Origin of the sequence: Acrocarpospora corrugata (assembly GCF_009687845.1) — a bacterium.
GTDB lineage: Bacteria > Actinomycetota > Actinomycetes > Streptosporangiales > Streptosporangiaceae > Acrocarpospora > Acrocarpospora corrugata.
This window is the reverse complement of record NZ_BLAD01000072.1, coordinates 1-21,921: the sequence shown is the minus strand read 5'-3', so window position 1 is coordinate 21,921 and position 21,921 is coordinate 1. Positions and strand designations below refer to the sequence as shown.

Annotated in this window: 27 protein-coding genes, 2 tRNA genes and 1 other RNA gene; 11 read left to right on the top strand and 19 right to left on the bottom strand. The window is 67.5% G+C overall.

Translation table 11 applies throughout. The features are described from left to right. Positions 1-3: 3 nt before the first annotated feature. The 6 genes from Acor_RS28730 to Acor_RS28705 form a co-directional block, all read right to left on the bottom strand. Positions 4-450 (bottom strand): hypothetical protein, encoded by a 447-nt coding sequence (locus Acor_RS28730; RefSeq protein WP_155339888.1) that lies wholly within the window; start codon positions 448-450, stop codon positions 4-6. Positions 451-529: 79 nt separating this feature from the next. Continuing rightward, positions 530-1,276, bottom strand: coding sequence for a metallophosphoesterase (locus Acor_RS28725; protein ID WP_155339887.1), 747 nt, complete (start codon positions 1,274-1,276; stop codon positions 530-532). Positions 1,277-1,525: 249 nt separating this feature from the next. Beyond that, positions 1,526-1,978, bottom strand: coding sequence for an SRPBCC family protein (locus tag Acor_RS28720; RefSeq protein ID WP_155339886.1), 453 nt, complete (start codon positions 1,976-1,978; stop codon positions 1,526-1,528). A 27-nt stretch (positions 1,979-2,005) separates the two neighbouring features. Beyond that, a complete protein-coding gene (locus Acor_RS28715; RefSeq protein WP_155339885.1) occupies positions 2,006-2,779 on the bottom strand; it encodes a helix-turn-helix transcriptional regulator in 774 nt (257 codons plus the stop codon). A gap of 283 nt (positions 2,780-3,062) precedes the next feature. Continuing rightward, positions 3,063-3,821 (bottom strand): ABC transporter permease, encoded by a 759-nt coding sequence (locus Acor_RS28710; RefSeq protein WP_155339884.1) that lies wholly within the window; start codon positions 3,819-3,821, stop codon positions 3,063-3,065. A gap of 97 nt (positions 3,822-3,918) precedes the next feature. After that, positions 3,919-4,782, bottom strand: coding sequence for an ABC transporter ATP-binding protein (locus tag Acor_RS28705; RefSeq protein WP_155339883.1), 864 nt, complete (start codon positions 4,780-4,782; stop codon positions 3,919-3,921). Positions 4,783-4,915: 133 nt separating this feature from the next. Here Acor_RS28705 and Acor_RS28700 point away from each other — a divergent pair, with 133 nt between their 5' ends. The 3 genes from Acor_RS28700 (at position 4,916) to dnaN (ending at position 8,264) form a co-directional block, all read left to right on the top strand. After that, positions 4,916-6,388, top strand: coding sequence for a sensor histidine kinase (locus Acor_RS28700; protein ID WP_170317118.1), 1,473 nt, complete (start codon positions 4,916-4,918; stop codon positions 6,386-6,388). A gap of 2 nt (positions 6,389-6,390) precedes the next feature. After that, the gene (locus Acor_RS28695; RefSeq protein WP_155339881.1) at positions 6,391-7,038 is read left to right on the top strand and encodes a response regulator; all 648 of its coding nucleotides are present in this window, start codon (positions 6,391-6,393) and stop codon (positions 7,036-7,038) included. 131 nt (positions 7,039-7,169) lie between these two features. Continuing rightward, positions 7,170-8,264 carry a DNA polymerase III subunit beta gene (gene dnaN / locus Acor_RS28690; protein ID WP_155339880.1) on the top strand — a complete coding sequence of 365 codons (1,095 nt, stop codon included), beginning with the start codon at positions 7,170-7,172 and terminating at the stop codon, positions 8,262-8,264. Positions 8,265-8,267: 3 nt separating this feature from the next. Here the strand turns inward: dnaN and Acor_RS28685 are convergent, their stop codons facing one another. The 6 genes from Acor_RS28685 to upp all read right to left on the bottom strand — a co-directional run bounded on the left by Acor_RS28685 (position 8,268) and on the right by upp (position 12,275). Further along, positions 8,268-8,954: a FadR/GntR family transcriptional regulator gene (locus Acor_RS28685; RefSeq protein ID WP_155339879.1), complete on the bottom strand. Its 687-nt coding sequence runs from the start codon at positions 8,952-8,954 to the stop codon at positions 8,268-8,270. Positions 8,955-9,056: 102 nt separating this feature from the next. Continuing rightward, a complete protein-coding gene (locus tag Acor_RS28680; RefSeq protein WP_155339878.1) occupies positions 9,057-10,385 on the bottom strand; it encodes a helix-turn-helix domain-containing protein in 1,329 nt (442 codons plus the stop codon). A gap of 147 nt (positions 10,386-10,532) precedes the next feature. Beyond that, entirely contained in the window at positions 10,533-11,063 is a 531-nt protein-coding gene (locus Acor_RS28675) for a PH domain-containing protein (RefSeq protein ID WP_155339877.1), read from the bottom strand. Between the two features lies 1 nt (position 11,064). Then, positions 11,065-11,241: a hypothetical protein gene (locus Acor_RS28670; protein ID WP_155339876.1), complete on the bottom strand. Its 177-nt coding sequence runs from the start codon at positions 11,239-11,241 to the stop codon at positions 11,065-11,067. A gap of 63 nt (positions 11,242-11,304) precedes the next feature. Next, positions 11,305-11,520 carry a three-helix bundle dimerization domain-containing protein gene (locus Acor_RS28665; RefSeq protein WP_155339875.1) on the bottom strand — a complete coding sequence of 72 codons (216 nt, stop codon included), beginning with the start codon at positions 11,518-11,520 and terminating at the stop codon, positions 11,305-11,307. 116 nt (positions 11,521-11,636) lie between these two features. Further along, positions 11,637-12,275, bottom strand: coding sequence for a uracil phosphoribosyltransferase (upp, locus tag Acor_RS28660; RefSeq protein ID WP_155339874.1), 639 nt, complete (start codon positions 12,273-12,275; stop codon positions 11,637-11,639). 140 nt (positions 12,276-12,415) lie between these two features. Between upp and Acor_RS28655 the strand changes: the two genes are divergently transcribed. From Acor_RS28655 to Acor_RS28630, 6 genes are all read left to right on the top strand, one after another. Further along, positions 12,416-12,904, top strand: a complete 489-nt coding sequence (locus Acor_RS28655; protein WP_155339873.1) for a tRNA adenosine deaminase-associated protein — start codon at positions 12,416-12,418, stop codon at positions 12,902-12,904. 15 nt (positions 12,905-12,919) lie between these two features. Further along, positions 12,920-13,402 carry a tRNA adenosine deaminase-associated protein gene (locus Acor_RS44745; protein WP_155339872.1) on the top strand — a complete coding sequence of 161 codons (483 nt, stop codon included), beginning with the start codon at positions 12,920-12,922 and terminating at the stop codon, positions 13,400-13,402. A 14-nt stretch (positions 13,403-13,416) separates the two neighbouring features. After that, complete coding sequence (tadA, locus tag Acor_RS44740) at positions 13,417-13,845, top strand: tRNA adenosine(34) deaminase TadA (protein WP_155339934.1); 429 nt, start codon at positions 13,417-13,419, stop codon at positions 13,843-13,845. Between the two features lie 43 nt (positions 13,846-13,888). Beyond that, positions 13,889-13,976: transfer RNA gene (locus Acor_RS28640), tRNA-Ser, on the top strand. A 160-nt stretch (positions 13,977-14,136) separates the two neighbouring features. Beyond that, complete coding sequence (locus Acor_RS28635) at positions 14,137-14,811, top strand: DUF433 domain-containing protein (RefSeq protein WP_246239217.1); 675 nt, start codon at positions 14,137-14,139, stop codon at positions 14,809-14,811. Then, positions 14,744-15,250, top strand: a complete 507-nt coding sequence (locus Acor_RS28630; RefSeq protein WP_155339871.1) for a PIN-like domain-containing protein — start codon at positions 14,744-14,746, stop codon at positions 15,248-15,250. Before Acor_RS28635 ends, Acor_RS28630 begins: the two co-directional genes overlap by 68 nt. Positions 15,251-15,323: 73 nt before the next feature. On the opposite strand, the gene Acor_RS28625 is transcribed toward Acor_RS28630, so the two are convergent. The 7 genes from Acor_RS28625 to Acor_RS28595 form a co-directional block, all read right to left on the bottom strand. Continuing rightward, positions 15,324-15,620: a type II toxin-antitoxin system VapB family antitoxin gene (locus tag Acor_RS28625; protein ID WP_155339870.1), complete on the bottom strand. Its 297-nt coding sequence runs from the start codon at positions 15,618-15,620 to the stop codon at positions 15,324-15,326. Between the two features lie 41 nt (positions 15,621-15,661). Beyond that, positions 15,662-16,513, bottom strand: coding sequence for a KPN_02809 family neutral zinc metallopeptidase (ypfJ, locus tag Acor_RS28620; RefSeq protein ID WP_155339869.1), 852 nt, complete (start codon positions 16,511-16,513; stop codon positions 15,662-15,664). A 44-nt stretch (positions 16,514-16,557) separates the two neighbouring features. After that, positions 16,558-17,487, bottom strand: coding sequence for a KPN_02809 family neutral zinc metallopeptidase (gene ypfJ / locus Acor_RS28615; protein ID WP_155339868.1), 930 nt, complete (start codon positions 17,485-17,487; stop codon positions 16,558-16,560). A gap of 63 nt (positions 17,488-17,550) precedes the next feature. Then, positions 17,551-17,784 carry a hypothetical protein gene (locus Acor_RS28610; RefSeq protein ID WP_155339867.1) on the bottom strand — a complete coding sequence of 78 codons (234 nt, stop codon included), beginning with the start codon at positions 17,782-17,784 and terminating at the stop codon, positions 17,551-17,553. Between the two features lie 924 nt (positions 17,785-18,708). Then, positions 18,709-19,131 (bottom strand): PIN domain nuclease, encoded by a 423-nt coding sequence (locus Acor_RS28605; RefSeq protein ID WP_155339866.1) that lies wholly within the window; start codon positions 19,129-19,131, stop codon positions 18,709-18,711. Next, positions 19,128-19,343, bottom strand: a complete 216-nt coding sequence (locus Acor_RS28600; RefSeq protein WP_155339865.1) for a type II toxin-antitoxin system VapB family antitoxin — start codon at positions 19,341-19,343, stop codon at positions 19,128-19,130. The genes Acor_RS28605 and Acor_RS28600 overlap by 4 nt, the downstream gene beginning before the upstream one ends. A 383-nt stretch (positions 19,344-19,726) precedes the next feature. Continuing rightward, positions 19,727-19,812: transfer RNA gene (locus Acor_RS28595), tRNA-Ser, on the bottom strand. A gap of 82 nt (positions 19,813-19,894) precedes the next feature. On the opposite strand from Acor_RS28595, the gene ffs reads away from it, so the two are divergent. Further along, positions 19,895-19,990: signal recognition particle sRNA small type (ffs, locus tag Acor_RS28590), an RNA gene on the top strand. A 60-nt stretch (positions 19,991-20,050) separates the two neighbouring features. Further along, positions 20,051-21,921, top strand: a 1,871-nt coding sequence (locus tag Acor_RS28585; protein WP_155339864.1) for a DNA polymerase III subunit gamma and tau, incomplete at its 3' end; no start/stop codon positions are given.

The window sequence follows — 21,921 nt, the reverse complement described above, 5'->3', positions numbered from 1 at the left end:
TTCTCATTGACCATGGCCAGCATCTGGCCATTTTGGCCGTTCACACCCATGAGAACTAGCCAACGCGCCCGTACTTCCCTCTGGCCGCTGGTGGCCGCAGGGGACCTCGTCGCCGCTGCTGTCGGAGACCGTGGCGAACCACGAGATGACCCAGACCATGATGCGGTCCGGCTCATAGATCGTCTCGAAGGGGTGGTCGTCCCAATGGCCATACGACGTGACCATGACCGCCTCGCCGGGCCGCAGCCAGTAGTCTTGGGCGGACGGTTCCAGGCACAACTCCAGCAGCTTGTCGCCATTGTTCTGCACGAGCATCGGAATGGGGTTCCCCAGCTTCCGGATGGCCTCGTAGCTGAAGTCCCCCGCGTTCGGCATGTTCTTCCTCAGCGGTGCCGTGATCCGCTCGGCCGGGGTGAGGTCGCTCTCGTCCTGCTTCTTTCTCCTCCACATGGCGATGATTCTGGTCCCGGGCCCCGACGCGTCCTCAGGTTGGTCTGACGGCTGGGGCGATGTGGTTCGGTGCTGGGCGTTAGGGGAGGGCTCGGTAGTGGGTGGTGAGGTGGTTGTTGTCGTAGATGTGGAGGGCGAAGGCTGGGGGGAGGTCGTAGCTCACTGGGGGGCGGGATGTGCTTTCGCAGGGTGGGAGGCCGGTGCTGACGACGCCGGGGGCGATCAGGTGGGGGCGGTTGGCGAAGGCGGTTGCGGCGGCGGTGTGGGCGTGGCCGACGAGGGTGGCTGTGACGTGAGGGTGGCGTTCCAGGACGGCGGCGAGGTTGTTGGGCTCGCGTAGGCCGATGGTGTCGACGTATGGGATGCCCAGGGGCGTCGCCGGGTGGTGCATGCCGACGAAGACGGGGCCGGGTTCGGTGGTGGTGAGGGTCTCGTCGAGCCAGGTGAGGGTTGAGTCAGCGAGGAGGCCTTCGGGGCGGCCGGGGATGCTGGAGTCGCACAGGATGATCGTGACTCCGGGGATCCGAAGGACCTGGTTGATGGGCTCGTCCGGATCAGCCTGTTCGGCGGTGGCGTCGAGGAGGACCTTGCGGAAGGGGGCGCGGCTGTCGTGGTTGCCGGGGCAGATGATCGTGGGGTGGCGGGTTTTGAGGGCGGCGCGGGCGATGGCGTATTCGTCCTCGGCGCCGTTGTCGGCGATGTCGCCGGTGACGAGGACCGCGGTCACGTCCAGTCCGTCGACGTACGACATGATCCGGGTGGTCCGCTCGGTGTTGCGCTCGCTTCCGTCGATGTGGACGTCACTGACATGGGCCAGAACAATCATGAGCACTCCTCACAGGTCTGGCGTCCAGCCTCTCACGAGGGCCAGGGCTGATCGCCTCGCGTGGCCGCTTCGGGCCACGCGCGGACGGGTGTCGGGGTGTCACTCGTGAGAGCCGGGGTCGCCTCGCGTGGGCAGAACAGGCCACGTTGGAGCGGTCGTCAGTGCGACGCCTGGTGCATTCGTCAGTGTGGCGCCCGGGCTTTCGTTTGTGTGCCGCCCGGGTATTCGTCAGTGACGTCCGAGTGGTCGTCAGTGTGATGACGATGCCGGGGATAGGCGTTCTGCCAGGATTTGGGCTCGGGCCAGTTGGACTTTGCGGGCCTCGCCTGCGGCGTAGCGGAGTAGGAACCAGGGGGCTTTGAGGTCGAGGCGGTCCTCGACGCGGGTGCGTTCGCCGTCGGCGATTAGGTCGAAGCGGTAGCGCATCTGGATGTTGCCGGGGCTTCGGACCTCGCCGTACAAGGAGAGGTCTTCGGTGAAGAGTTCTACCTTGATGGGGTTGTCGTGGGTGATGAAGCCCAGGAAGCGGAAGCGTTCGACGGCCGTGTAGCGGATTACGCCGGGTGTTGAGTGGTCCACGTCGTGGACGGCGATCACGATGGGGGACAGGCCCACGTAGTTTTCGGGGGTGGTCAGATGGTCGAATACCGCCTGGGGGGTGGCGTCGACGTGGAATATGTTCTTCAGTACCGTCTCCGGCACGCCTGCCTCCAGTCACCGAACAATGATCTACTCCGCGAATTGTGACATCTCCTGACGTGTCTGATCATCAGCGGGAAAGAACGATTCGATCGCCAATTCGGCGACGGTTACGTCGAGTGGTGTGCCGAAGGTGGCGATTGTGCTGATGAAGGAGAGTTCGCGGTCGCCGGATCGGATCCGCAGGGGTGTCAGGATGTCGCCGGGGCCGGGCAGTTCGATCTCCGGTTCCGGCTGGTCGCAGGGATAGGCCCGCAACTCGGCGTACAGGTCGGCGAGTTCGGGGTCCGCGGTTACGGCGATCTGGCGGCGCAGGCGGCTCAGTAGGTGGGCGCGCCACTCGCCCAGGTTGATGATTCGCGGAGCCAGGCCTTCGGGGTGCAGCGACGCCCGCAGCACATTTCCCAGCAAATCCGGATCGATGCCCGAGGCCAGCCGGTTGATGCCCTCGTTCGCGTCGACCAGGTTCCACCGCCGATCGACCACCACTGCCGGATAAGGGTCATGCCCGCTCAGAATCATCCGGATCGCCGCGTACACCGCCGCCATCCGCGGCGAACCCAGGAGCGACTCCGGATAAACCGGCGCGAACCCGGCCGCCAGCAACAACCGATTCCGCTCCCGAAGCGGCAGATCCAGATGATCGGCCAGCCGCAGCACCATGTCCCGGCTCGGATTGGCCCGGCCGGTCTCCAGAAAGCTGATATGCCGGGTCGAGACCTCCGCCTGAATCGACAACTCGACCTGGCTGAGCCGCCGATGCTCCCGCCACTGCCGGAGCAACTCGCCCACAGAACGCTGCATGGTCACCGTCACACCCTGAAGCTACCGACCCCGACAGAATGCTGACGATTACCTCGCACGTAAACAGCCCCGCCAGTGCGGGCGGGGGGTTCGTACCGGACACCTCGCAAAACAGCCTCGGGCGGGGGTCGTTCCGGACACCTCGAACGTAGCGGCCCCGCCAGCGTGGGTGGGGCCGTACCAGATACCTCGAACCAAACAGCCTGGCCAGCGTTGGCGGGCGTACCAGTCACCTCGAACGCAAACAGCCCCCGCCGGATCTGGCGGGGGCTGTAGCGGATGGTTACTCCCAGCGAAACCAGCGGGTCGCGGCTGCGATGCCGAGGGTGGCCCAGGCGGCCATCACCACCAGGTGCAGCAGGCTCGGCGATCGGTTGGCCAGCACGTCGGTGAGTGCCTGGCCGAACGCGCCGGCGGGGCTGTAGTCGCTGACCGTACGCAGCCAGTCCGGCATCAACGGCCGGGGCAGCCAGACTCCGCCCAGGAAGAGCAGCGGGAACATGACGCCGGCGCCGACGCCCTGCACGACCCGCGAGTTCGGCGCGACCGCGGCGAGCGCCAGGCCGATCCCGAACATGGTCACCGCACCCAGCAGGAACACCCCGATGAAGGCGAGCGGCATCGGCGGGTACGGGACGTCCAGGATCAGATGCCCGAAGACCAGCATGAGCACGGTGGCCAGAGCGGCGACGGCCGCGTTGAGCACCAGTTGCACGGTCAGCATCGAGATGGGTCGCATCGGCGTGGTGGACATCCGGCGAAGTACGCCGCGCTCCCGGTAGAGCACCAGCACCGCTGGCAGCACGCTGAACGCCACGGTCAGCACCGAGAGCAGGATCATCATCCCGGGCAGGTGGGCGTCGACAGGCCGGGCGCCGCCGAGGTCGGCGGCGGGCTTGCGGAAGTCCGGGATGGCCGCGCCGAGGATCAGCAGCAAAGCGAGCGGCAGGACGATGCCGAAGAAGGCGGCGAGCGGTTCGCGCAGGTACAGCTTGAATTCGGTGACGGCTAGCCGGGCGGGGAAGAGGGCGGTGCTGGCCATGGAAGGCTCCTTCGGGAGGTCAGGTCAGACGGCCGAGCGGGCCGTTCGGGAGAGGAGATCAGGCGGCCGGGTGGCTGGTCGGGAAGAGGAGGTCAGGTCAGGTGGCTGAGTGGCCGGTCAGGGAGAGGAAGGCGTCGTCCAGGGTGGTGCGTTCGCTGCGCAGTTCGGACACCTGGCCGGCCGGGAGGGTCAGGACGACGGCGTGCAGGACGTTCGCGTCGCCGGTGACCGTGACGAGGTCGCCCTCGACGACGACCGAGGTCACCTCGGGGAGCGTGGACAACTTCGCCACCGAGCCGCTGGTCCGGAAGATCACCCGGTCCGAGCTGCCGGCGCGGGCGATCAGGCCGGCGGGGGTGTCGACCGCGAGCACGGCGCCGTCGGAGATGATCGCGACCCGGTCGCAGAGCCGTTCGACCTCTTCCATGAAGTGCGTGACCAGCAGGACGGTGACGCCGCGCTCCTTGATCCGCTCGATCAGGCCCCAGGTCTCGCGCCGGGCCTGCGGGTCGAGGCCGGTGGTCAGCTCGTCCAGGATGGCGATCGTCGGGTTGCCGACCAGAGCCAGCGCGATGGACAGCCGCTGCCGCTGCCCGCCGGAGAGCTTGGCGAACGCCTGGCGCGGGTCCAGGCCGACCTCCTCCAGCAGGGCGGCGGGGGAGACGGGGTTGGCGTAGAAGGAGGCGTACAGGTCGAGCGCTTCGCCGACCCGGAGCTTGTCGGGCAGCGAGCAGTCCTGGAGCTGCACGCCGACCTGCTGTTTGAGGTCGGCGGCCACCTTGATCTTGCCGCTGGTCGGGGTACGGAGTCCGGCCACACATTCGACCGTGGTGGTCTTGCCGGCGCCGTTGCGTCCGACAATCCCGAATATCTCCCCCTGCTCCACCGAGAAGGAGACGTCGGCGACCGCTACCTTGTCGCCATAGCGCTTGTGCAGGTTCTCGACCGTGATGATTGGCATGCACCAAAAGCTAGATTCCACGGCTCAGCCCCGGAATGCGGTTGAAAACCGAGCCCGGGTGTACTTATCCCCACCCCCGCTGTACGCCTCCGTGCACTGCCCCCACGAGCCCGGTTCGCCCAAACTTGAGGCCATGAAGCACATCAAGGCGCTTGGATACGGCGTGGCCCTGTCCGCGGTGGTGCTCGTTCAGATCCCGGCGGCGCTGGTCGCGATCGCCGGCGTGCTGCTGTCGTTCATCCTCGGCATGGTGTTCCTGTTCCCCCCGTCGATCCGCCTGATCCGCGCGGTCGCCCGCCTGGACCGCCAACTGATCCACCGCTGGATCGGCATCAAGATCGGCGAACCGTACAACCCCAAGCCCCCGCCGCCGGTACGGCAACGCGACGGCTGGTACCGGGACGGCCGCACCCTCTACCGCAAACCCACCATCCCCGCCTTCAACGCCCGCCTGAACTGGTTCCTGCGCGACCCCGCGACCTACCGCGAACTGGTCTGGCTCCTGATCGACCCGTGGACCCGCGCGGTCCTGGTCGCCGGCCCCACCCTCCTGATCGGGTACGGCTTCTACCAGGTCTGGCTGGGCAACCTCTGGGCCCTGGCGTTCCCGGTGGCCGCGGTCGTGGTCGCGCCGCTGGCGCTGCGGATCTACGGCTTCTACGCCACCGGCATGCTCGGCCCGACCGCCAACACCCAGCTGATCGGCCAGGTCCGTCACCTCAACCAGGTCCGGGTCGAGGCGGTCGACTCGCAGGCCGCCGAGCTGCGCCGGATCGAGCGCGACCTGCACGACGGCGCGCAGGCCCGGATGGTGGCCGTCGGCATGACGATCGGCGCGGCCGAGCAGCTCATCACGAGCGACCCGGCGGCGGCCAAGGCGCTGCTGGCCAAGGCCAGGGAGGCGTCGGCGACGGCGCTGGCCGAGCTGCGGCAGCTGGTCCGCGGCATCCACCCGCCGGTGCTGGCCGAACGCGGCCTGGGCGACGCGATCCGGGCGCTCGCCCTGGACAGCCCGCTGAAGGTCGAGGTCGAGGTCGACCTGGACGAGCGCCCGGAGTCCCCGGTGGAGTCCGCGGTGTACTTCTCGGTGGCCGAGCTGCTCGCCAACGCCTCCCGGCACGCGTCCAATGTCGCCATCGACATCAGCCGGCGCGACCGGGCGCTCCGGGTCACCGTCGTCGACGACGGCCCTGGCGGCGCGCGGTCGAATCCCGGCGGCGGCCTGGCGGGGATCGAGCGCCGGTTGGCCACGTTCGACGGGGTGCTGGCGCTGACCAGCCCGCCGGGCGGCCCCACCGTGGCGACCCTGGAACTCCCGTTCGCGCTGTCGACCGAGACGCCCGAGCCGAAGCACACTGGCTGGCGCGGGATGCTCATGGCGCTCTGCTGGAGTGTGTGCTGGATTCCGCTCATCCCGCAGGGCATCGTGGCCGGGTTCTTCCTGATCTTCGGCGCTCCGACGAAGTCCTGGTTCCTCGCCCTCTACATGCCGGAGCCGCTGCAGTGGCCGACGGTCTTCGGGATGATCGCGCTGGGCGCCACCATGCTGGCAGGAGGAATCGTGCTGTCCGGGTCGGTAAACCCGGATAAGGCCGTAAGCTGCTGATCATGAGGGTGGTTCTGGCCGAAGACCTGCACCTTCTCCGCGAGGGCCTGGTCCTGCTCCTGCGAGCGCATGGCTTCGAAGTGGTCGCGGCCGTCGAGTCAGGCCCCGACCTGCTCGCCGCCCTGATCGAGCACCGGCCCGACGTGGCCGTCGTGGACGTACGGCTGCCGCCCACCTTCACCGACGAGGGCCTGCAGGCCGCGCTGACCGCCCGCCGCCAGATCCCCGGCCTGCCCGTGCTCGTGCTGTCCCAGCATGTCGAGCAGCTGTACGCGCGAGAGCTGCTCGCGGACGGCACCGGCGGCATCGGCTACCTGCTCAAGGATCGCGTCTTCAACGCCGAGCAGTTCATCGACGCCGTCCGCCGGGTGGCCGGGGGCGGCACCGCGATGGACCCCGAGGTGATCGCCAAGCTGCTGGCCAGCAACTCCAGGAACGAGCCGGTGGTCCGGCTGACTCCGCGCGAGCGTGAGGTCCTGGAGCTGATGGCCGAGGGCAGGTCGAACGCCGCCATCGGGCAGCGCCTGTTCCTGAGCGAGAGCGCGGTGGGCAAGCACACGGCCAACATCTTCGCCAAGCTCGACCTGGTCCCCAGCGACGACGACAACCGCCGGGTGCTGGCCGTGCTGGCCTACCTGAACGACAAATAGGGCCTCAACGACAAATAGGGCCTCAACGACAAATAGGGGCGCCCAGGGCTGATGACAGACTGGGAGGGAACGGATTCTGTCGGTGGCGGTGGGTAGCTTGGCAGCGGAACGTGGGCTCACGGGAGGTTGCGGTGAAGGTTCAGGTCAACCGGGATGTGCTGGCCGAGGCGGTGGCCTGGGCGGCCCGGGTGCTGCCGGGGCGGCCGGCGTTGCCGGTGCTGTCGGGGTTGTTGCTCGAAGCCGGCGGTGACCTGCGGGTTTCCGCGTTCGACTACGACGTGTCGGCGCGGGCCGAGCTGGAGGCAGACGTCGCCGAGCCGGGGCGGGTGCTGATTCCGGGGCGGGTGCTCGCCGAGATCACCCGGAGCCTGCCGGGGCAGCCGGTGGAGATCGTGACCTCGGGGTCTGAGGCGGTGCTGACGTGCGGGAGCGCGGAGTTCGGGCTGCTGACCTTGCCGGTGGAGGATTTCCCGACGTTGCCGGCGCTGCCGCCGAAGATCGGCGCGGTCGGCGGGGGCGTGTTCGCGGCGGCGGTGGCGCAGGTGGCGGTGGCCGCCAGCAGGGATGACACCCTGCCGATGCTGACCGGCGTGCGAATGGATTTCGACGGCGAGAACGTGTCGATGGCGGCCACGGACCGATATCGGATCGCTGCCCGGGATTTCGCCTGGACCCCGGAATCGCAGGACGCGGCGCATGCCGTGGTCGTGCCGGCAAGGGTGCTCGTGGACGTGGCGAAGGCGCTGCGCGGCGGTGAAGTCTCCGTCGGGCTGGGCAACAATGTCGCGGGGTTCGAGAGCCTGGGCAAGGCGACCACCGTGCGGCTGCTCGACGAGCAGTTCATCGACTACCGGGCCCGGCTGACCAGCGAATGGCCGATCCGGGCCACCATCAGGGTCGCCGCGTTCATCGAGGCGATCAAGCGGGTCACGCTGGTCACCGAGCGCAACACGGCCTCGGTGCGGCTGACCTTCTCCGGCGGTGAGGTGCTGATCCAGTCGGGTGGCGGTGACATCGGCCGTGGGGCCGAGGTGGTCGAGGCCGAGCTGGCCGGTGAGGACATCGTGATCGCCTTCCAGCCGCAGTTCCTGCTGGACGGGCTGGCGGGGGTGGACACGGAGAATGTCCAGCTCAACATGGACTCCCCCACCCGCCCGGCGCTCATCACCGAGGACGGCGCGGAACCGGCGTTCCGCTACCTGGTCATGTCGCTGCGTTTACCGTGACGGTCAGCCGAGTTCGGTGCTGTCGGTGAGGGCGATCAGGATGTGCTCCATGCAGGCGTGGCCCGCGTGCTCGGCGGCGGCCGCGTCGCCGGCGGCGATGGCGCGGACGATGCCGTCGTGGGGGATGTAGTTCTGCTCCAGGGAGCCGCCCGCCGCCGCGATGCTGGCCCGCAGCGCGGCCGAGAAGTCGGCGTAGAGCTCGATGAGGACCCGGTTGTGGGTGGCGTGCACAACGGCCACGTGAAAGGCCAGATCGGCTTCCACGAAGATGTCGGGGTCGCCCGCGGCCCAGGCCTGCTCGCGGCGGGCCAGCGCGCCTTCCATCGCCACGATGTCGGCGTCGGTCCGGCGAGTGGCTGCCAGTCTGGCCGCCTCGACCTCAAGCGCGCGCCGCACCTCAAGGATCTCCAGCTGCTCCGCGGTGCGCAGCCGACGGGCCATCGCGCCTGACAGTTCGCTGGTGGCGCGGACGTAGGTGCCGTCGCCCTGGCGGCAGTCGAGCAGGCCCGCGTGGGTGAGCGCGCGAACCGCCTCCCGCACGGTGTTGCGTCCCACGCCCAGCTGCTCGGCGAGCACGGTCTCGGTAGGGATCTTGCCATGCAGCTGCCATGAACCAGAAGTGATCTGCTCCTTGAGCTGGTCGATCACCTGGTCCACGAGAGACGCCCGCTGCGCCGTACGCAGACTCACAGTCCGCCTCCTCCGGGGAAACCAGTCATCCCATGAGTCAATGACTGGTCGACCCTAATTATTCCAGGGCATCCAGCACAAATCCGGATGCCCTGGGAGGAGCTATCGGGTCAGCACCGCAGGCACAGCCGTACCGGGGACGTTCGCGTGGATGCCCACGGCTTCGAGCGCCCTACGATACGCCCTGGCCTGATTCTCCCGCGCACCGGCCTTGCCCCAGAGGTCGCCGAGCTCACGCCAGGCCCTGGCGGTCTCGCGGTCCGGTTGCGGGCCGGCCACGCTGAGCAACTCCTGCGCCCGGCGCAGCTCGTTGCCCGCGTCCTGGGACCGTGCCAAGGACACTTCCGCCAGCACCAGATAGGCCGCCGCGGGAGTCGTCCCCCGGACGCCGACGAGGCCGTCCAGAGCGCGGTTGGCGAGCTCGGAGGCGTCCCCCGGGCTGCCGGCGCGGAGCCGTACGTGGGACAGGACGATCAGGCTGCGCGCGTGGTCCAGCAGCTCCGCGGGGAAGGTCGCGAAGACAGAACCGGCGGCGGTGGCCAGCTCATTGGCGCGGTCCAGGTCCTGATCCGCGGGGGCGGTCACGGCGATCCGCGCCCAGCGCATCGCGACCCGGGCCATCCGGATGGCCATCCGCGCGGGCCGTCCGGCGGCGATGGCGTCCTCGGCCAGCTGTACGGCCAGCGCGGAGTCCTCGCCTTCTGCGGCGGTCACGCTGGCCTGCCAGAGCGCCAGGATCTCGTTGCTGCGGTCGGCGACCGTGGTCACCCCGTTGGCGGCGATCACCCGGTCCACGAAGGGCAGCCCGGTCTCGGTCTCCACCAGCGCGGCGGCCAGTTCGACCGCCAGCTCACCCTGGTCCACGCTCAGCTGCTCGACCTGGGTGAGCGCCTGCGCGCCCAGGTCACGAGCCCGCTGCAGGTCGCCGGCGCGCTGGTAGCAGCGGCACAGCGCGACCGTCAGCGGCAGCCCGGCGAGCCGCTCGGGATGCGCGGCGGCCTCCCGGCGCAGCCGCTCGAACGCCTCGACCGCACGGCCGATCCGGCCCTGCGACTCCAGCGCCCGGGCCCGGCCGAAGCGGGCGTGCGCCGCGAGCATGGCGTTCTCCTCGCCCGCGGCCTTGACGATGTCACTGAAACGGTCGGCCGCCATCGCGGGGTCGCCGTGGAAGAGTTCGAGTTCCGCGTGCCGGAGGCTCAGTTCGGTGTCGATCCGCTGGCGCGGCTCGATCCCGTGCAGCAGGAACTCCGTCGTGCAGCCGAGCCTCTCCGCGAGCAGCCGCGCGACGACCGGGGTCGGCGTGCGCTTGCCCGACTCGATCAGTGAGACGTAGCTGTCGGATAGATCCGGCCCGGCGAGCTGGGCTTGGGACATGCGCCTGCTCAACCGCAGGCCTCGGACGCGGTCACCTATGGTTCCCTGACTCGGCATCTGGTCTCTCAGGGCATGGGAATGGTCAATGGTCCCGCCATGATGGCACGAAGCTACTCAATCGGGTAACCCTCCCGTCAAGAATCCCGAGGGCGAACCTTTGTCCACACCTCGGGATTCGACCTGAGAAAGCCGCAATTACGGACGTCAGTCGTCCGAGTCGTCCTTGCTCGGGAAAATCATTTGGCAAACTTCGAGGTACAACGTCTCGGGATATGGGATGTATGGGACCGACCGCAAGGCCTGATCTTGGCCGGCCGATTCCATCACGAACTCGCCGTACCCGAGCATGCGTCCGAGCAGGTCACGCTGGAAGCTCATGTCGGTCACCTTGCCGAGCGGCATCATCGCGACCTTGCGCGTGATCAGCCCGGTGGTGAGGAGCATGCGGGCCGAGGTGACCACGAAATAGTCCACCGACCATTCCGCGACCTTCCACACGAACCGGATCAACAGCAGCAGCCAAGCCCACCAGATCACCACGAGGGCGTTGCCGCCGTTGTTCTCCCCCAGCCACTTGCTCAGCAGGCCGGCCAGGATGAGGCCGCCGAAGATCTCGGCCACCGGGCGGAGCAGCACGGCCGGGTGTCGCCGGACCATGATGACCTGGTGCTCATGGGGGAGGAGGTAGCGGTTGACCGACGACGGGGCCGAATCCCCGTGGGTGACGAGTCTCATGTCAGCTCAGCCGCGCGAAGAATTGGGCCACGGAGTCCGCGGCGTTCATGACGCCGGTCACGGCGCCCGTCACGGTGTCGGCTGCGTCATGCGGCCTCGACAACAGGTAGAACGCCACCAGGGCCACAGCTCCCCACTTAAGGATCTTCTTGACCTGCACTGCCGTCACCACTCCCATGAGGTATAGATTACCCAGGCACCATGTTCGGTAAAGCGGAAAAAGCCGGAACATCCTGCGTCGTTATGACCCCTGCACGGTGGCGAGGACTTGCAGGTGTTTCCGCGCTATCCGCTCCACCAGCCCGGGATAGGCATGACCCGTCACTTCCACAGCGCCATAGTGGGCGGCCTGAATACAGCGCGTGACGGTCGTGGCGGGGTGCACCCCCGCGAACTCATCCCGGAGCGCGGCCTCGACCTGCTCGTAACGATCACTGTTGTCCGGAAGCTGACTCATGGCTCTCCCTGGCATCGCGTCCGTCGAGTGACGCAAAAGAGACGTCGTCATTACTCTACGTACCCGTGTCGACACGCGCTGTAACTATGACGAGGGAAAGTCCAAGATCGGGGTGATCAGACGACGCCGTACAGGCGGTCCCCCGCGTCGCCGAGGCCGGGCAGGATGTAGCCGACGTCGTTGAGACGCTCGTCCAGGCCGGCCGTGACCACCCGGATCGGGTGACCGGAGTCCTTGAAGGTCTCGTCCAGGTACGCCAGGCCCTCAGGGGCCGCCAGCAGGCAGAGCGCGGTCACGTCCACGGCGCCGCGGTCGAACAGGAACTGGATGGCGGCGGCCAGCGTGCCGCCGGTGGCCAGCATCGGGTCCAGCACGTAACACTGGCGGCCGGAGAGGTCCTCGGGCAGCCGGGTCGCGTACGTGGACGCCTCCAGCGTCTCCTCGTTGCGGATCATGCCCAGGAAGCCGACCTCGGCGGTCGGCAGCAGGCGCATCATCCCGTCCAGCATGCCCAGGCCGGCCCGCAGGATCGGCACGACCAGGGGAGCCGGGCGCGACAGCCGTACCCCCTCGGCGGGCATCAGCGGCGTGTCCACCGTCACCGGGGAGACCCGGACGTCGCGGGTGGCCTCGTACGCGAGCAGGGTGACCAGTTCGTCGGCCAGTCGCCGGAAGGTCGGCGAGTCCGTCCGTACGTCGCGCAGCGTGGTGAGCTTGTGGGCGACAAGCGGATGATCAACGACAAAGGTCTCCATGACAGCAAAATTTACCGCGAACCTCTAGGGACGCCGGAAGCAGCCCGGCTGTTTTGATCACAATTTGGCGCGAGCACCAGACGGCATCGTCGCACTTCTGGGACCATGGCCAACGTGAAGACAGCGCCGGTGGAGAACCGATGACAGACGAAGACGCGCTTGACTTCGCCATAGTGGTGTACCGCGAGGACGACCACTGGGAAGCCGAGATGCTGCCGGTCGCGCTGACCTCCGACCTCCGTGGCCTCATCCAGGCCCTGCGCCAGCAGCCCAGCGACGGCGGCACGATTGGCTTGGTCGCGGTGGGGGATGACTTCTTCGTGGCGTTACGGGTCTTCGGTGAACGCGTCAGTGTCTTCCTCTCCGACATCACCGCCGCCTGGGAGTGGCCGCTGGCCACCCAGGTGCTCGACTACCTCGACGTGCCCGTGCCCGAGGAGGAGGAACTCGACAGCGTCCTACCCTGTGGCGACCTGTCGGTCTTCGCCGACCTCGGCCTAGACGAGATGGAACTCGGCGCGCTCTCCGGCGACGACGACCTCTACCCCGACGAGGTGCTCTTCAGCATCGCCGCGCGCCTCGGATTCCGCGACCCCTTCGAACGTGCCGTCGACGCCGCCACCGGCTGACGTCGGGAGCTGGACATGCCTTCGAGACCGAATCTCTTCGCCGCCGCCTTCCTGCGCAACGGCACCGGCTGGACCGGGGCCGAGGTCGACCTCACCGAGGCGGAGATCGCCGACGACGTCGGCGACGCCGTCCAGGAGGCCCTCGGGCTGACCGGCGACGAACTGGCCGTGCTGTGCGTCGAAGTAGAGGACGAATGGTTCGCCATCGTCCGGTACGACGGGGAGGCCGACCCCCGGGTCTTCCTGTCCGACGCGCAGGCCGGGCTGACCGACTCCCTCGGGGAGCTCTTCGCGGAGCTGGCCGGGGTCGCGGTGGACAAGGAGACGCCCGATCTGGGGATCCGGCCCGCCGGGGACTTCGAGTTGCTGGCCGACTTCGGGCTGAGCGCGGAGGAGCTGCTGGAGCTCAGCATGGAGGAGGGCATGCTGCCCGCCGACACGCTCTCCGTGGTCGCCGAGCGGTTGTCCTTCGGGGACGAGCTAGATCGGTTGCGGTGACGTACGAGGTCGCCATGCGGGTGGCGCTGGCGCAAGCCGCCCTGGCCGGCGAGCGGGGCGAGGTTCCCGTCGGCGCCGTCGTGCTCGGGCCTTCCGGGGAGGTCCTGTCCGAGGCTGGGAACGCTCGGGAGGCGACTCACGATCCGACCGCTCACGCGGAGATTCTCGCCATGCGGGCCGCCGCTCGGGGGGACTGGCGGCTCACCGGCTGCACCCTGGTCGTCACCCTGGAACCCTGCACGATGTGCGCCGGCGCCGCCGTACAGGCTCGCATCGCCCGTGTCGTCTACGCCGCTCCCGACGAGAAGGCCGGCGCCGCCGGTTCCCTCTGGGACGTCCTGCGCGACCGCCGTCTCAACCACCGCCCCGAAGTCCTGATGGGCGTCCTCGCCGACGAATCCACCACCCTGCTCCGCACCTTCTTCGCAGCCCGCCGCCCCTGAATGCAGGCGCGCCCACCCACCTTTGTCCGGTAAGCTGCTCCGCGGTGGTGTCTCCTAGTGGCCGATGGAGCGCGCCTCGAAAGCGCGTGTAGGGCAACCTACCGTGGGTTCAAATCCCACCACCACCGCCACACCAACCGCTGACCTCCCGAGGTCGGCGGTTCTTTTTGCGCTCATTCGGATGCGTTGTGTAGTGATCGATGCCATATTCGTGACATCCAAATAGCGCGGCGGGGTGACTGTCGAAACTCGTTGGGTGGTGAGCGAAGATGACAGCACACAATCGAGGAGGTGCGCGACGTGGACGATATGAGAACCAGAACCGGATTGCTCAATCAGAGCGACGCCGCACGATTCCTCGGCATCCCGCAGCAGACCTTCAATCACTGGGCCAGAGGCTACGGCCAGGAGCAGCCGCTCCTGCACGTCCTGCCGAAACCGGAGCAGCGCGCGGCTACCGTTCCGTTCGCGGCGCTCGCGGAGGCGCACGTGCTGAAAGCGTTGCGCGAAGCCGGCGTGCGGCCCCACAAGATCAAGCCTGCGCTGCGGCGCCTTCAGGAGGCATTCGGCACCGAGTACGTGTTGCTCGCTCCCGAACTGGCCACCGACGGGATCGACGTCCTGTGGGATTTCTCGCGGACGAAGGCAGGCGCGGGACTGATAGAGGCGCGGTCGTGGCAGACGGTCATCCGCGAGATCGTCGCGGACTATCTGCAGTACGTGGTCCGCGACCAGAATGGCTTTCCGGCGATGTTGAGGCTGGATCGGTGCCTGCCGTCCGATGTGATCGTCGATCCGCAGAAGCATTTCGGCCAGCCGTACTTCGCGGGAACGGGGACGAGAGTGGCCGAGGCGGCGGCGATGTTGAAAGCCGGGGAGGAGCCCGAGGTGATCGCCGATGAACTCGGAATCACCGCCGCCGACGTCAGGATCGCCGCCCGCGTCCTCCTGGGCCACGCCGCCTGAGTTCTACCTCGACGAGAACAGCGTCACCCGGCGCGTCCGCCGATTCCTGCTCGACCTCGGCTATCCGGTGCACACCCCCGCCGAGTGGTACGGCAGCCGCGAGCAGTCTCTCGGTGTCAATGACGAGGACTGGTCGCCGCTCGTCGGTGCGAGAGGCTGGGTCGTGCTGGCCAGCGATATCCACATCTTCGAGCGCGAGCATGAGTATCGGGCCTACCTCAAGGCCGGGGTTCCGGTTTTCCTGCTCCCGGGCCAATCGAGAGTGGCCGAGCGGGTGGAGCTGGTGGCACGGAATCTCGCGGCCATGTGCGCGTACGCGAGCCAACGCGGGCCGGGAGTGTGGCGGTTGACGGTGCGCGGACCGGAGGAGTACCGGCCTCCTGCAGCCAAGAAGCGAGGCAAGGCGCGGGGTTGGCGAAACCGCGCCGGCCCGAGCTGAGCCGCTCAGGCACATCAGATTAGGAATCGGCCAGGGAACATCCTCTCGTTTGTTCTGGCTGGCCGACGGGGGGTTAGTTTTCTAGTTCCAGGACTCGGGCGTGGAGGACGGAGCGTTGGTGGAGGGCGGCGCGGAGGGCTCGGTGGAGGCCGTCCTCCAGGTAGAGCTCGCCCTGCCACTGGACGACATGGGGGAACAGGTCGCCGTAGAAGGTGGAGTCTTTGGCCAGGAGGGAGTGGAGGTCGAGGACCGCTTTCGTGGTTACTAGGGTGTCGAGTCTGACTTGCCTGGGGGGTATTTGGGCCCACTCGCGATGGCCGAGGCCATGCTCGGGGTAGGGGCGTCCATCGCCGACCAACTTAAAGATCACGCTACGTAGTTTAGGAGAAAAGGGGCTGCTTTGCCTGCTGGTCAGAGAGTGCCGGAGAAGGTGTCGCAGCGGGCGGGGTCGCCGGACTCGTAGCCGGAGGTGAACCACTTGACGCGCTGCTCCGAGGTGCCGTGGGTGAAGGCGTCGGGGGTGACGCGGCCCTGGGTGCGCTCCTGGATGCTGTCGTCGCCGACGGCGGAGGCGGCGTCGAGGGCTTCCTTGATGTCGGTCTGGGTGAACGCTTCGGCGTAGAAGCCGGTGCTCACCGCGTTCTTGGCCCAGACGCCGGCGAAGCAGTCGGCCTGGAGCTCCAGTCGGACGGAGTCGCTCTCCGGGCCCTGGTCCTGGCTGATCTTGTCCATGGTGCCGGTCAGGTTCTGGATGTGGTGACCGTACTCGTGGGCTATGACGTATGCCTGGGCGAAAGGTCCGCCGGAGGCGCCGAACTGTGACTGGAGCTGGTCGAAGAAGGTCAGGTCCAGGTAGACGTTGCGGTCGCTGGGGCAGTAGAACGGGCCGACCGAGGAGTCGGCGTTGCCGCAGCCGGTCTGGACGCCGCCGGTGAACAGGCTGGTCTTGGCGGGTTCGTAGCCGCTGACCTCGCCTTCCCAGTATTCCTGGATGCTGTTGACCACGCCGACGACCCGGCACTGCTCGTCCTGGTCGGCGTCGGCGCCGGTCTTGCACTTCTCGCTGAGGTCGGAGGTGGGCTGCACGCCGGCGGGCTGGTCGCCGCCGCCCATGATGTCGCCGGGGTTGATCCCGAAGACCAGGGCCACGATGAGGGCGATGATCCCGGCGGCGCCGCCGCCGATCGCGAGCCCGCCGCCGCGGCCGCCGCCCCGGTTCTCCACCTGGGATGTGTCCAGTTGCGCTTGATCGTCGAAATCCATCGGGGACGCTCCCGTGTCGGTTGATACCGACCTGCGCACTGCCCTCAGATCGCTCCGGTGAACGTGTCGCAGCGGCCGGGATCGCCGTACTGGTAGCCGATGGTGAACCACTTCTCGCGCTGTGCCGAGGTGCCGTGGGTGAAGCCGTCGGGGGTGACGTAGCCCTGGGTGCGGCGCTGGATGCTGTCGTCGCCGACGGCCGCGGCGGCGCTGAGCGCCTGGTCGATGTCGCGCCGGCTGAAAGGTTCGGTGTAGAAGCCGGTACGGACCGCGTTGTTCGCCCATACTCCGGCGTAGCAGTCGGCCTGGAGTTCTAGCCGGACCGCGCCGCTGTTGGCGCCCTGGCGATCGTTGCCGACCCGGCGCATCGTGCCGAGCAAGTGCTGGACGTGGTGACCGTACTCGTGGGCGACGACGTAAGCCTGGGCGAAAGGTCCGCCTTGTGCGCCGAAGCGGGTTTCGAGGTCGTTGAAGAAGCTGAGGTCGAGATAGACCTTCTGGTCGGCGGGGCAGTAGAAGGGGCCGACGGAGGAGTCGGCTTTTCCACAGGCTGTGGATACTGTCGTGCGTGCGCCGCCGAAGAGTTGGGTCTTGGCCGGTGTGTACGTGCGATTGCGGCCGGCGAATGCTTGTTTCCAGTAGCTCTGGATGCTGTTGACGATGCCGACGATCCGGCAGTCCTCGGATTGGTCGGCGTCGGAGCCCCGTTTGCAGCGATCGGCGAGGTTTCCGGAGGGTTCGGGGGCCGGGCGGTACTGGCCCGGCTGGTTGTCCGTGGTCAGGCCGCTCATCAAGGGCTGGCCGAACAGGAGCAGGGCGCCCAGGCCGAGCATGGCGAGCAGGCAGCCGCCTTTACCGCCGATCGGCAGGGCGCCGCAGCCGGGCATGGATCCGCCTCCGCGGCGCTGAGGGCCCGCGGCGCGGGTGTCCTCCACCTGGGACGGATCCAACTCGGCGTCGTCTCTGAAATCCATCCGCGCCGCTCCCCCGAACGCCCGGTGCATAACTCTACGTAATCATCCCCATACTCGGACGATTTACTCTGGGCGGCGGAGGAGGCGTACCAGCCGGTCCAGGGTGTGCCGGGCGTCACGGCGGCGGGCCGCGTAGCGGGACCAGACGGCAGGGAGGACCACGCCGAAGATGAGGACGAGGAGTAGGCCGGTGGCACAGTAGACGACCGCCGGGGCGGTTCCGAGGAGGGCCTCGGGAATGGTCGTCGCCCAGTTGTTCAGGCCGAGTTGCGGATTCTCGCGTAAGCTGACGCGCACGTATGACTCCTAATAGTCGTACGGGATGAATGGCAGCCCCTCCGCTTGCACCGGGGGGGCTGTTTCTTTTCTGTCGTGCTCGGAGCTCCGTGCATGCCAGAGTAGCGCGTCGAAAGTGGTTGAAGGAGCCTTGTCGGAATTTAGTCGTCGATTGACTCCCACTGGGGTCTGGTGAAACGTCCTGTCCAGCCCGAAGAGGCCGTAGGCATGGGCGGTGGTTTAGTTCTCCAACAAGGCATATGGCCAGGTCATCCTTAGTGGGGACGCATATAGTGTTCGTAGACCACTAGTCGCGATGGTCGGATAATCAGAATCATGTTCCGGTGACCGTCAGGTATTGGGAGTGGCGGCTCATATATAGGAAAGGTGTACTACTCCTATATAGAGTGCGGGAGTTGCTGTGTGTATTCTCTTTGGGTGGCTTGAATTGGGCGGGCGGCTCGGAGTGGTCACGAGGTTCTGGGCCCGGACGCACGAAAGGGCCCGGCTGGATCGGTCCGGGCCCTTCGTGTTTCTGCTGCTCAACCAAGCGCGGAGGATAGGAGATTCGAACTCCTGAGGGGTTGCCCCCAACACGCTTTCCAAGTCTGCGGCTCTAGATACACGGCAGTCCGGTGGGTCGCTGAGCTGGGCATGAGCGCCGTCGACAGCTCCCGCTGAACGGTCCCGGACGGGGGCGAACTGAGACCCCCACAAAACGGGTGGGCCGCTTTGGGCTCAGGGTGGATCAGCTCACTGGGAAGCTGCGGCGAGGTCGTCCCAGAAACCGAGATCTCGACGCAGTGCTTTGAGGCTGAGACGTTCTTGTGGAATGCGGTGGCGGGCATGGAGCAGTTCGAGTGCGCGTGGTCGATCGAAACCATAGGAGTTGATCACTCGCTGTGTCGGGTCACCGATCTGCTTAGATCCGCTTGGCTGCGCCAGTTACTTGCCTGGCTCTGGGCCGTACCACTGAAGGGCTTGGCCAGTGACCTGGGCGATGCACTCGAAGTCCCGGTCGCGGTGGAGGAGCGTCAGTCCCTGGAGCTCAGCTGTAGCGGCGAGGACGAGGTCGACGGGGCCTGCGCTTCGGTGCTGTCCTCGTTTGGTCAGGGCTTCTTGGACTCTCCATGCCCGATCGTAGGCGCGGTCATCGATGGGGGTCCAGCCGAACAACAGGCGCAGGTCTTCGATGCCCTGCTCTCGGTCTGCAATGGATCGGGCGCTGTAGAAGAACTCGAGTTCGGTGATGGGGCAGACGGCGATGAGTCCGGCCGTCGCCGCCTGGTCCCAGCCGTACTGGTCGGCGTCGAGGTGCATGAAGCGGGCGAGGGCGCTGGTATCGATCAGGAACTGGGCGGCGTTCATCGACGGTAGTTGCTTTTGTCCTCGAAGAGTTCGAGGTCGAAGGTGCCTTCGGAGGCGCTGGAACGGAGCCGGACGAGCGCGAGTGCTCGGCGTCGGTGCTCCAGCACCTCGCGGAGGGCCGTGTTGACGGTCTCCTTCTTGGTGCTGGTTCCGAGTGCTTTGGCGACGTCGGCGACCAGTTCGTCGTCCAGATCGATCACGGTACGGCTCATCGATATACCTCCCTTGATATCAAGTGCTCGTCTCATGATATCTCACAGCGGGTCGGGAGTGCTGTCACAGGTAGAGCCGGAGTATGACAACAAGCCAGTATCCAGATGGATACTGGCTGTTATCTTGCCCGGTCGGGCGCAGACGGAGGATACGAGATTCGAACTCGTGAGGGGCTGCCCCCAACACTGCGGGGCGACAGGGAGGCGGGCAGCCGACCGCCACCTTGACGATGTTCTGCAGTTGTTGAGGGTGCCGATGTCCCCGGCACCCTGGTCCGTCGACCGGGTCACATCGCCGTCAAACTCCGACTGAGCCCCAAACGCACGAAAGGGCCCGGCTGGATCGGTCCGGGCCCTTCGTGTTTCTGCTGCTCAACCAAGCGCGGAGGATAGGAGATTCGAACTCCTGAGGGGTTGCCCCCAACACGCTTTCCAAGCGTGCGCCCTAGGCCAACTAGGCGAATCCTCCGTCGAGAAGCTTACATGACTCAGCGGATGCCGCGCCCATTCCGAGGTGGCCCCATGCACTGCCCGGCACGGCTAGACTGTGTCAGGACCCCTCGCGCGGCGTCATCCTGTGAACCTCCCCAGGGCCGGAAGGCAGCAAGGATAAGCGGGCTCTGGCGGGTGTGCGGGGGGTCTTCTGGTTTTGGGATCCTCGCTGGTCCCAGGCCAACCATCGGCGACGCTCTCCCCGAGGAGACCGTATGAGTCTCGCGCTCTACCGCAAGTACCGGCCAGGGACGTTCGCAGAGGTCAAGGGGCAGGAACACGTCACCGAGCCGCTGCGCCAGGCGTTGCGGAGTGGGCGGATCAATCATGCGTATCTGTTCAGCGGGCCGCGCGGCTGCGGGAAGACGTCCAGCGCCCGGATTCTCGCGCGGAGTCTGAACTGCGAGCAGGGGCCGACGCCGGATCCGTGTGGAATCTGTGAGTCGTGTGTGGCGCTGGCGCCGACCGGGCCCGGCCACCTTGATGTGATCGAGATCGACGCGGCTTCGCACGGTGGTGTCGATGACGCCCGTGACCTGCGGGAGCGCGCGTTCTTCGCGCCGGTTTCCGCGCGGTTCAAGATTTACATCATCGACGAGGCGCACATGGTGACCCGGGAGGGGTTCAACGCGCTGCTCAAGCTCGTCGAGGAGCCGCCGCCGCATCTCAAGTTCGTCTTCGCGACCACGGAGCCGGAGAAGGTCATCGGGACGATCAAGTCCCGGACGCATCACTATCCGTTCCGGTTGATGCCGCCTGGGACGCTTCGGCAGCTCATGGAGGAGATCCTGGCGTCGGAGTCGGTGCCGTACGAGCCGACCGCGCTGCCCTTGGTGGTGCGCGCCGGGGCTGGTTCCGCGCGTGACTCCCTCTCGATTCTGGATCAGCTGCTGGCGGGAGCGGACGACGCCGGCATCACCTACCAGCGGGCCGTCTCCCTGCTCGGTTACACCGATGGCGACCTTCTCGACGAGATCGTCGACGCGTTCGCCCGCTGCGACGGCGCGCATGTCTTCCACGCTGTGAACCGTGTCGCCGAGGGCGGTCACGATCCGCGGCGGTTCGCGATGGATCTGCTGGAACGTTTCCGGGATCTGGTCATCCTGGCGAATGTGCCGGAAGCCGCCGGAAACGGGCTGCTCGATCGTCCCGCCGACGAGTTGGAGCGCCTGCAGGTGCAGGCCGCCTCGATGGGCCCCGCCGAACTGACCCGCGCCGCTGAGGTCTTCAACACCGGCCTGACCGAAATGCGCGGCGCGGCCTCCCCTCGGCTCCTGCTCGAACTCATGTGCGCCCGCCTCCTCCTCCCCGCCGCGGCCCAGGGCGAAGCCGCCCTCATGGCCCGCCTGGAACGCCTCGAACGCGAAGGCCCACGCGGTGACTCCGCTGGTACGGCTCCCGCCCGCGCGAACCCTCCCGCCTACGGATCCGGCGCGGCTTCCTCCCGCGCGACTTCTCCCATCCACGGATCTGGCGCGGCCGCCGCCCACGGACCTGGAGCGATTGCCGCCCACGGACCTGGAGTTTCCGGCCACGCGGCTCCTTCCGCCCCCGAATCCGGTACGACTACCGCTCGCGCGACGACCCACGGCTCCGCTGCGGCTCCCGGCTCCGCAGCCCCCTCCGCCGACCCCGTCACGTCGACGGGCGCGGTTCCCGAACCACGCAACGGTGGCCGAGCCCCCGCCGACGACGACTGGCCCACGGCAGCGCGGCCGGGCATGCCCAGCACCCCGCCGCCCCCCGCCGTGTCCGCATCCTCGGCACCCCCGGCCTCCTCCGCACCATCGGAACCGTCCGGTGTGGGCGCCGTCATGCAGGCCTGGCCGCACGTCCTGGAAGCCGTCAAAACCCGTCAGCGGGTCGCCTGGATGATCCTCAACGCCCAAGGCCGCCTGCTGGGCGCCGAAGGCAACATCGTCACAGTCGGTTTCGAAAAGCCCGGCGACGTCCAAGGCTTCCTCAAGGGCAAACGAGACGAGGTAGTGGCAGCCGCCCTCGGCGACGTCCTCGGCGGCACCTGGCGCGTAGAGATAGTCGTCGGCTCAGGCCCCACCGGCGGCACCCCGCGCCCCCACACACCCTC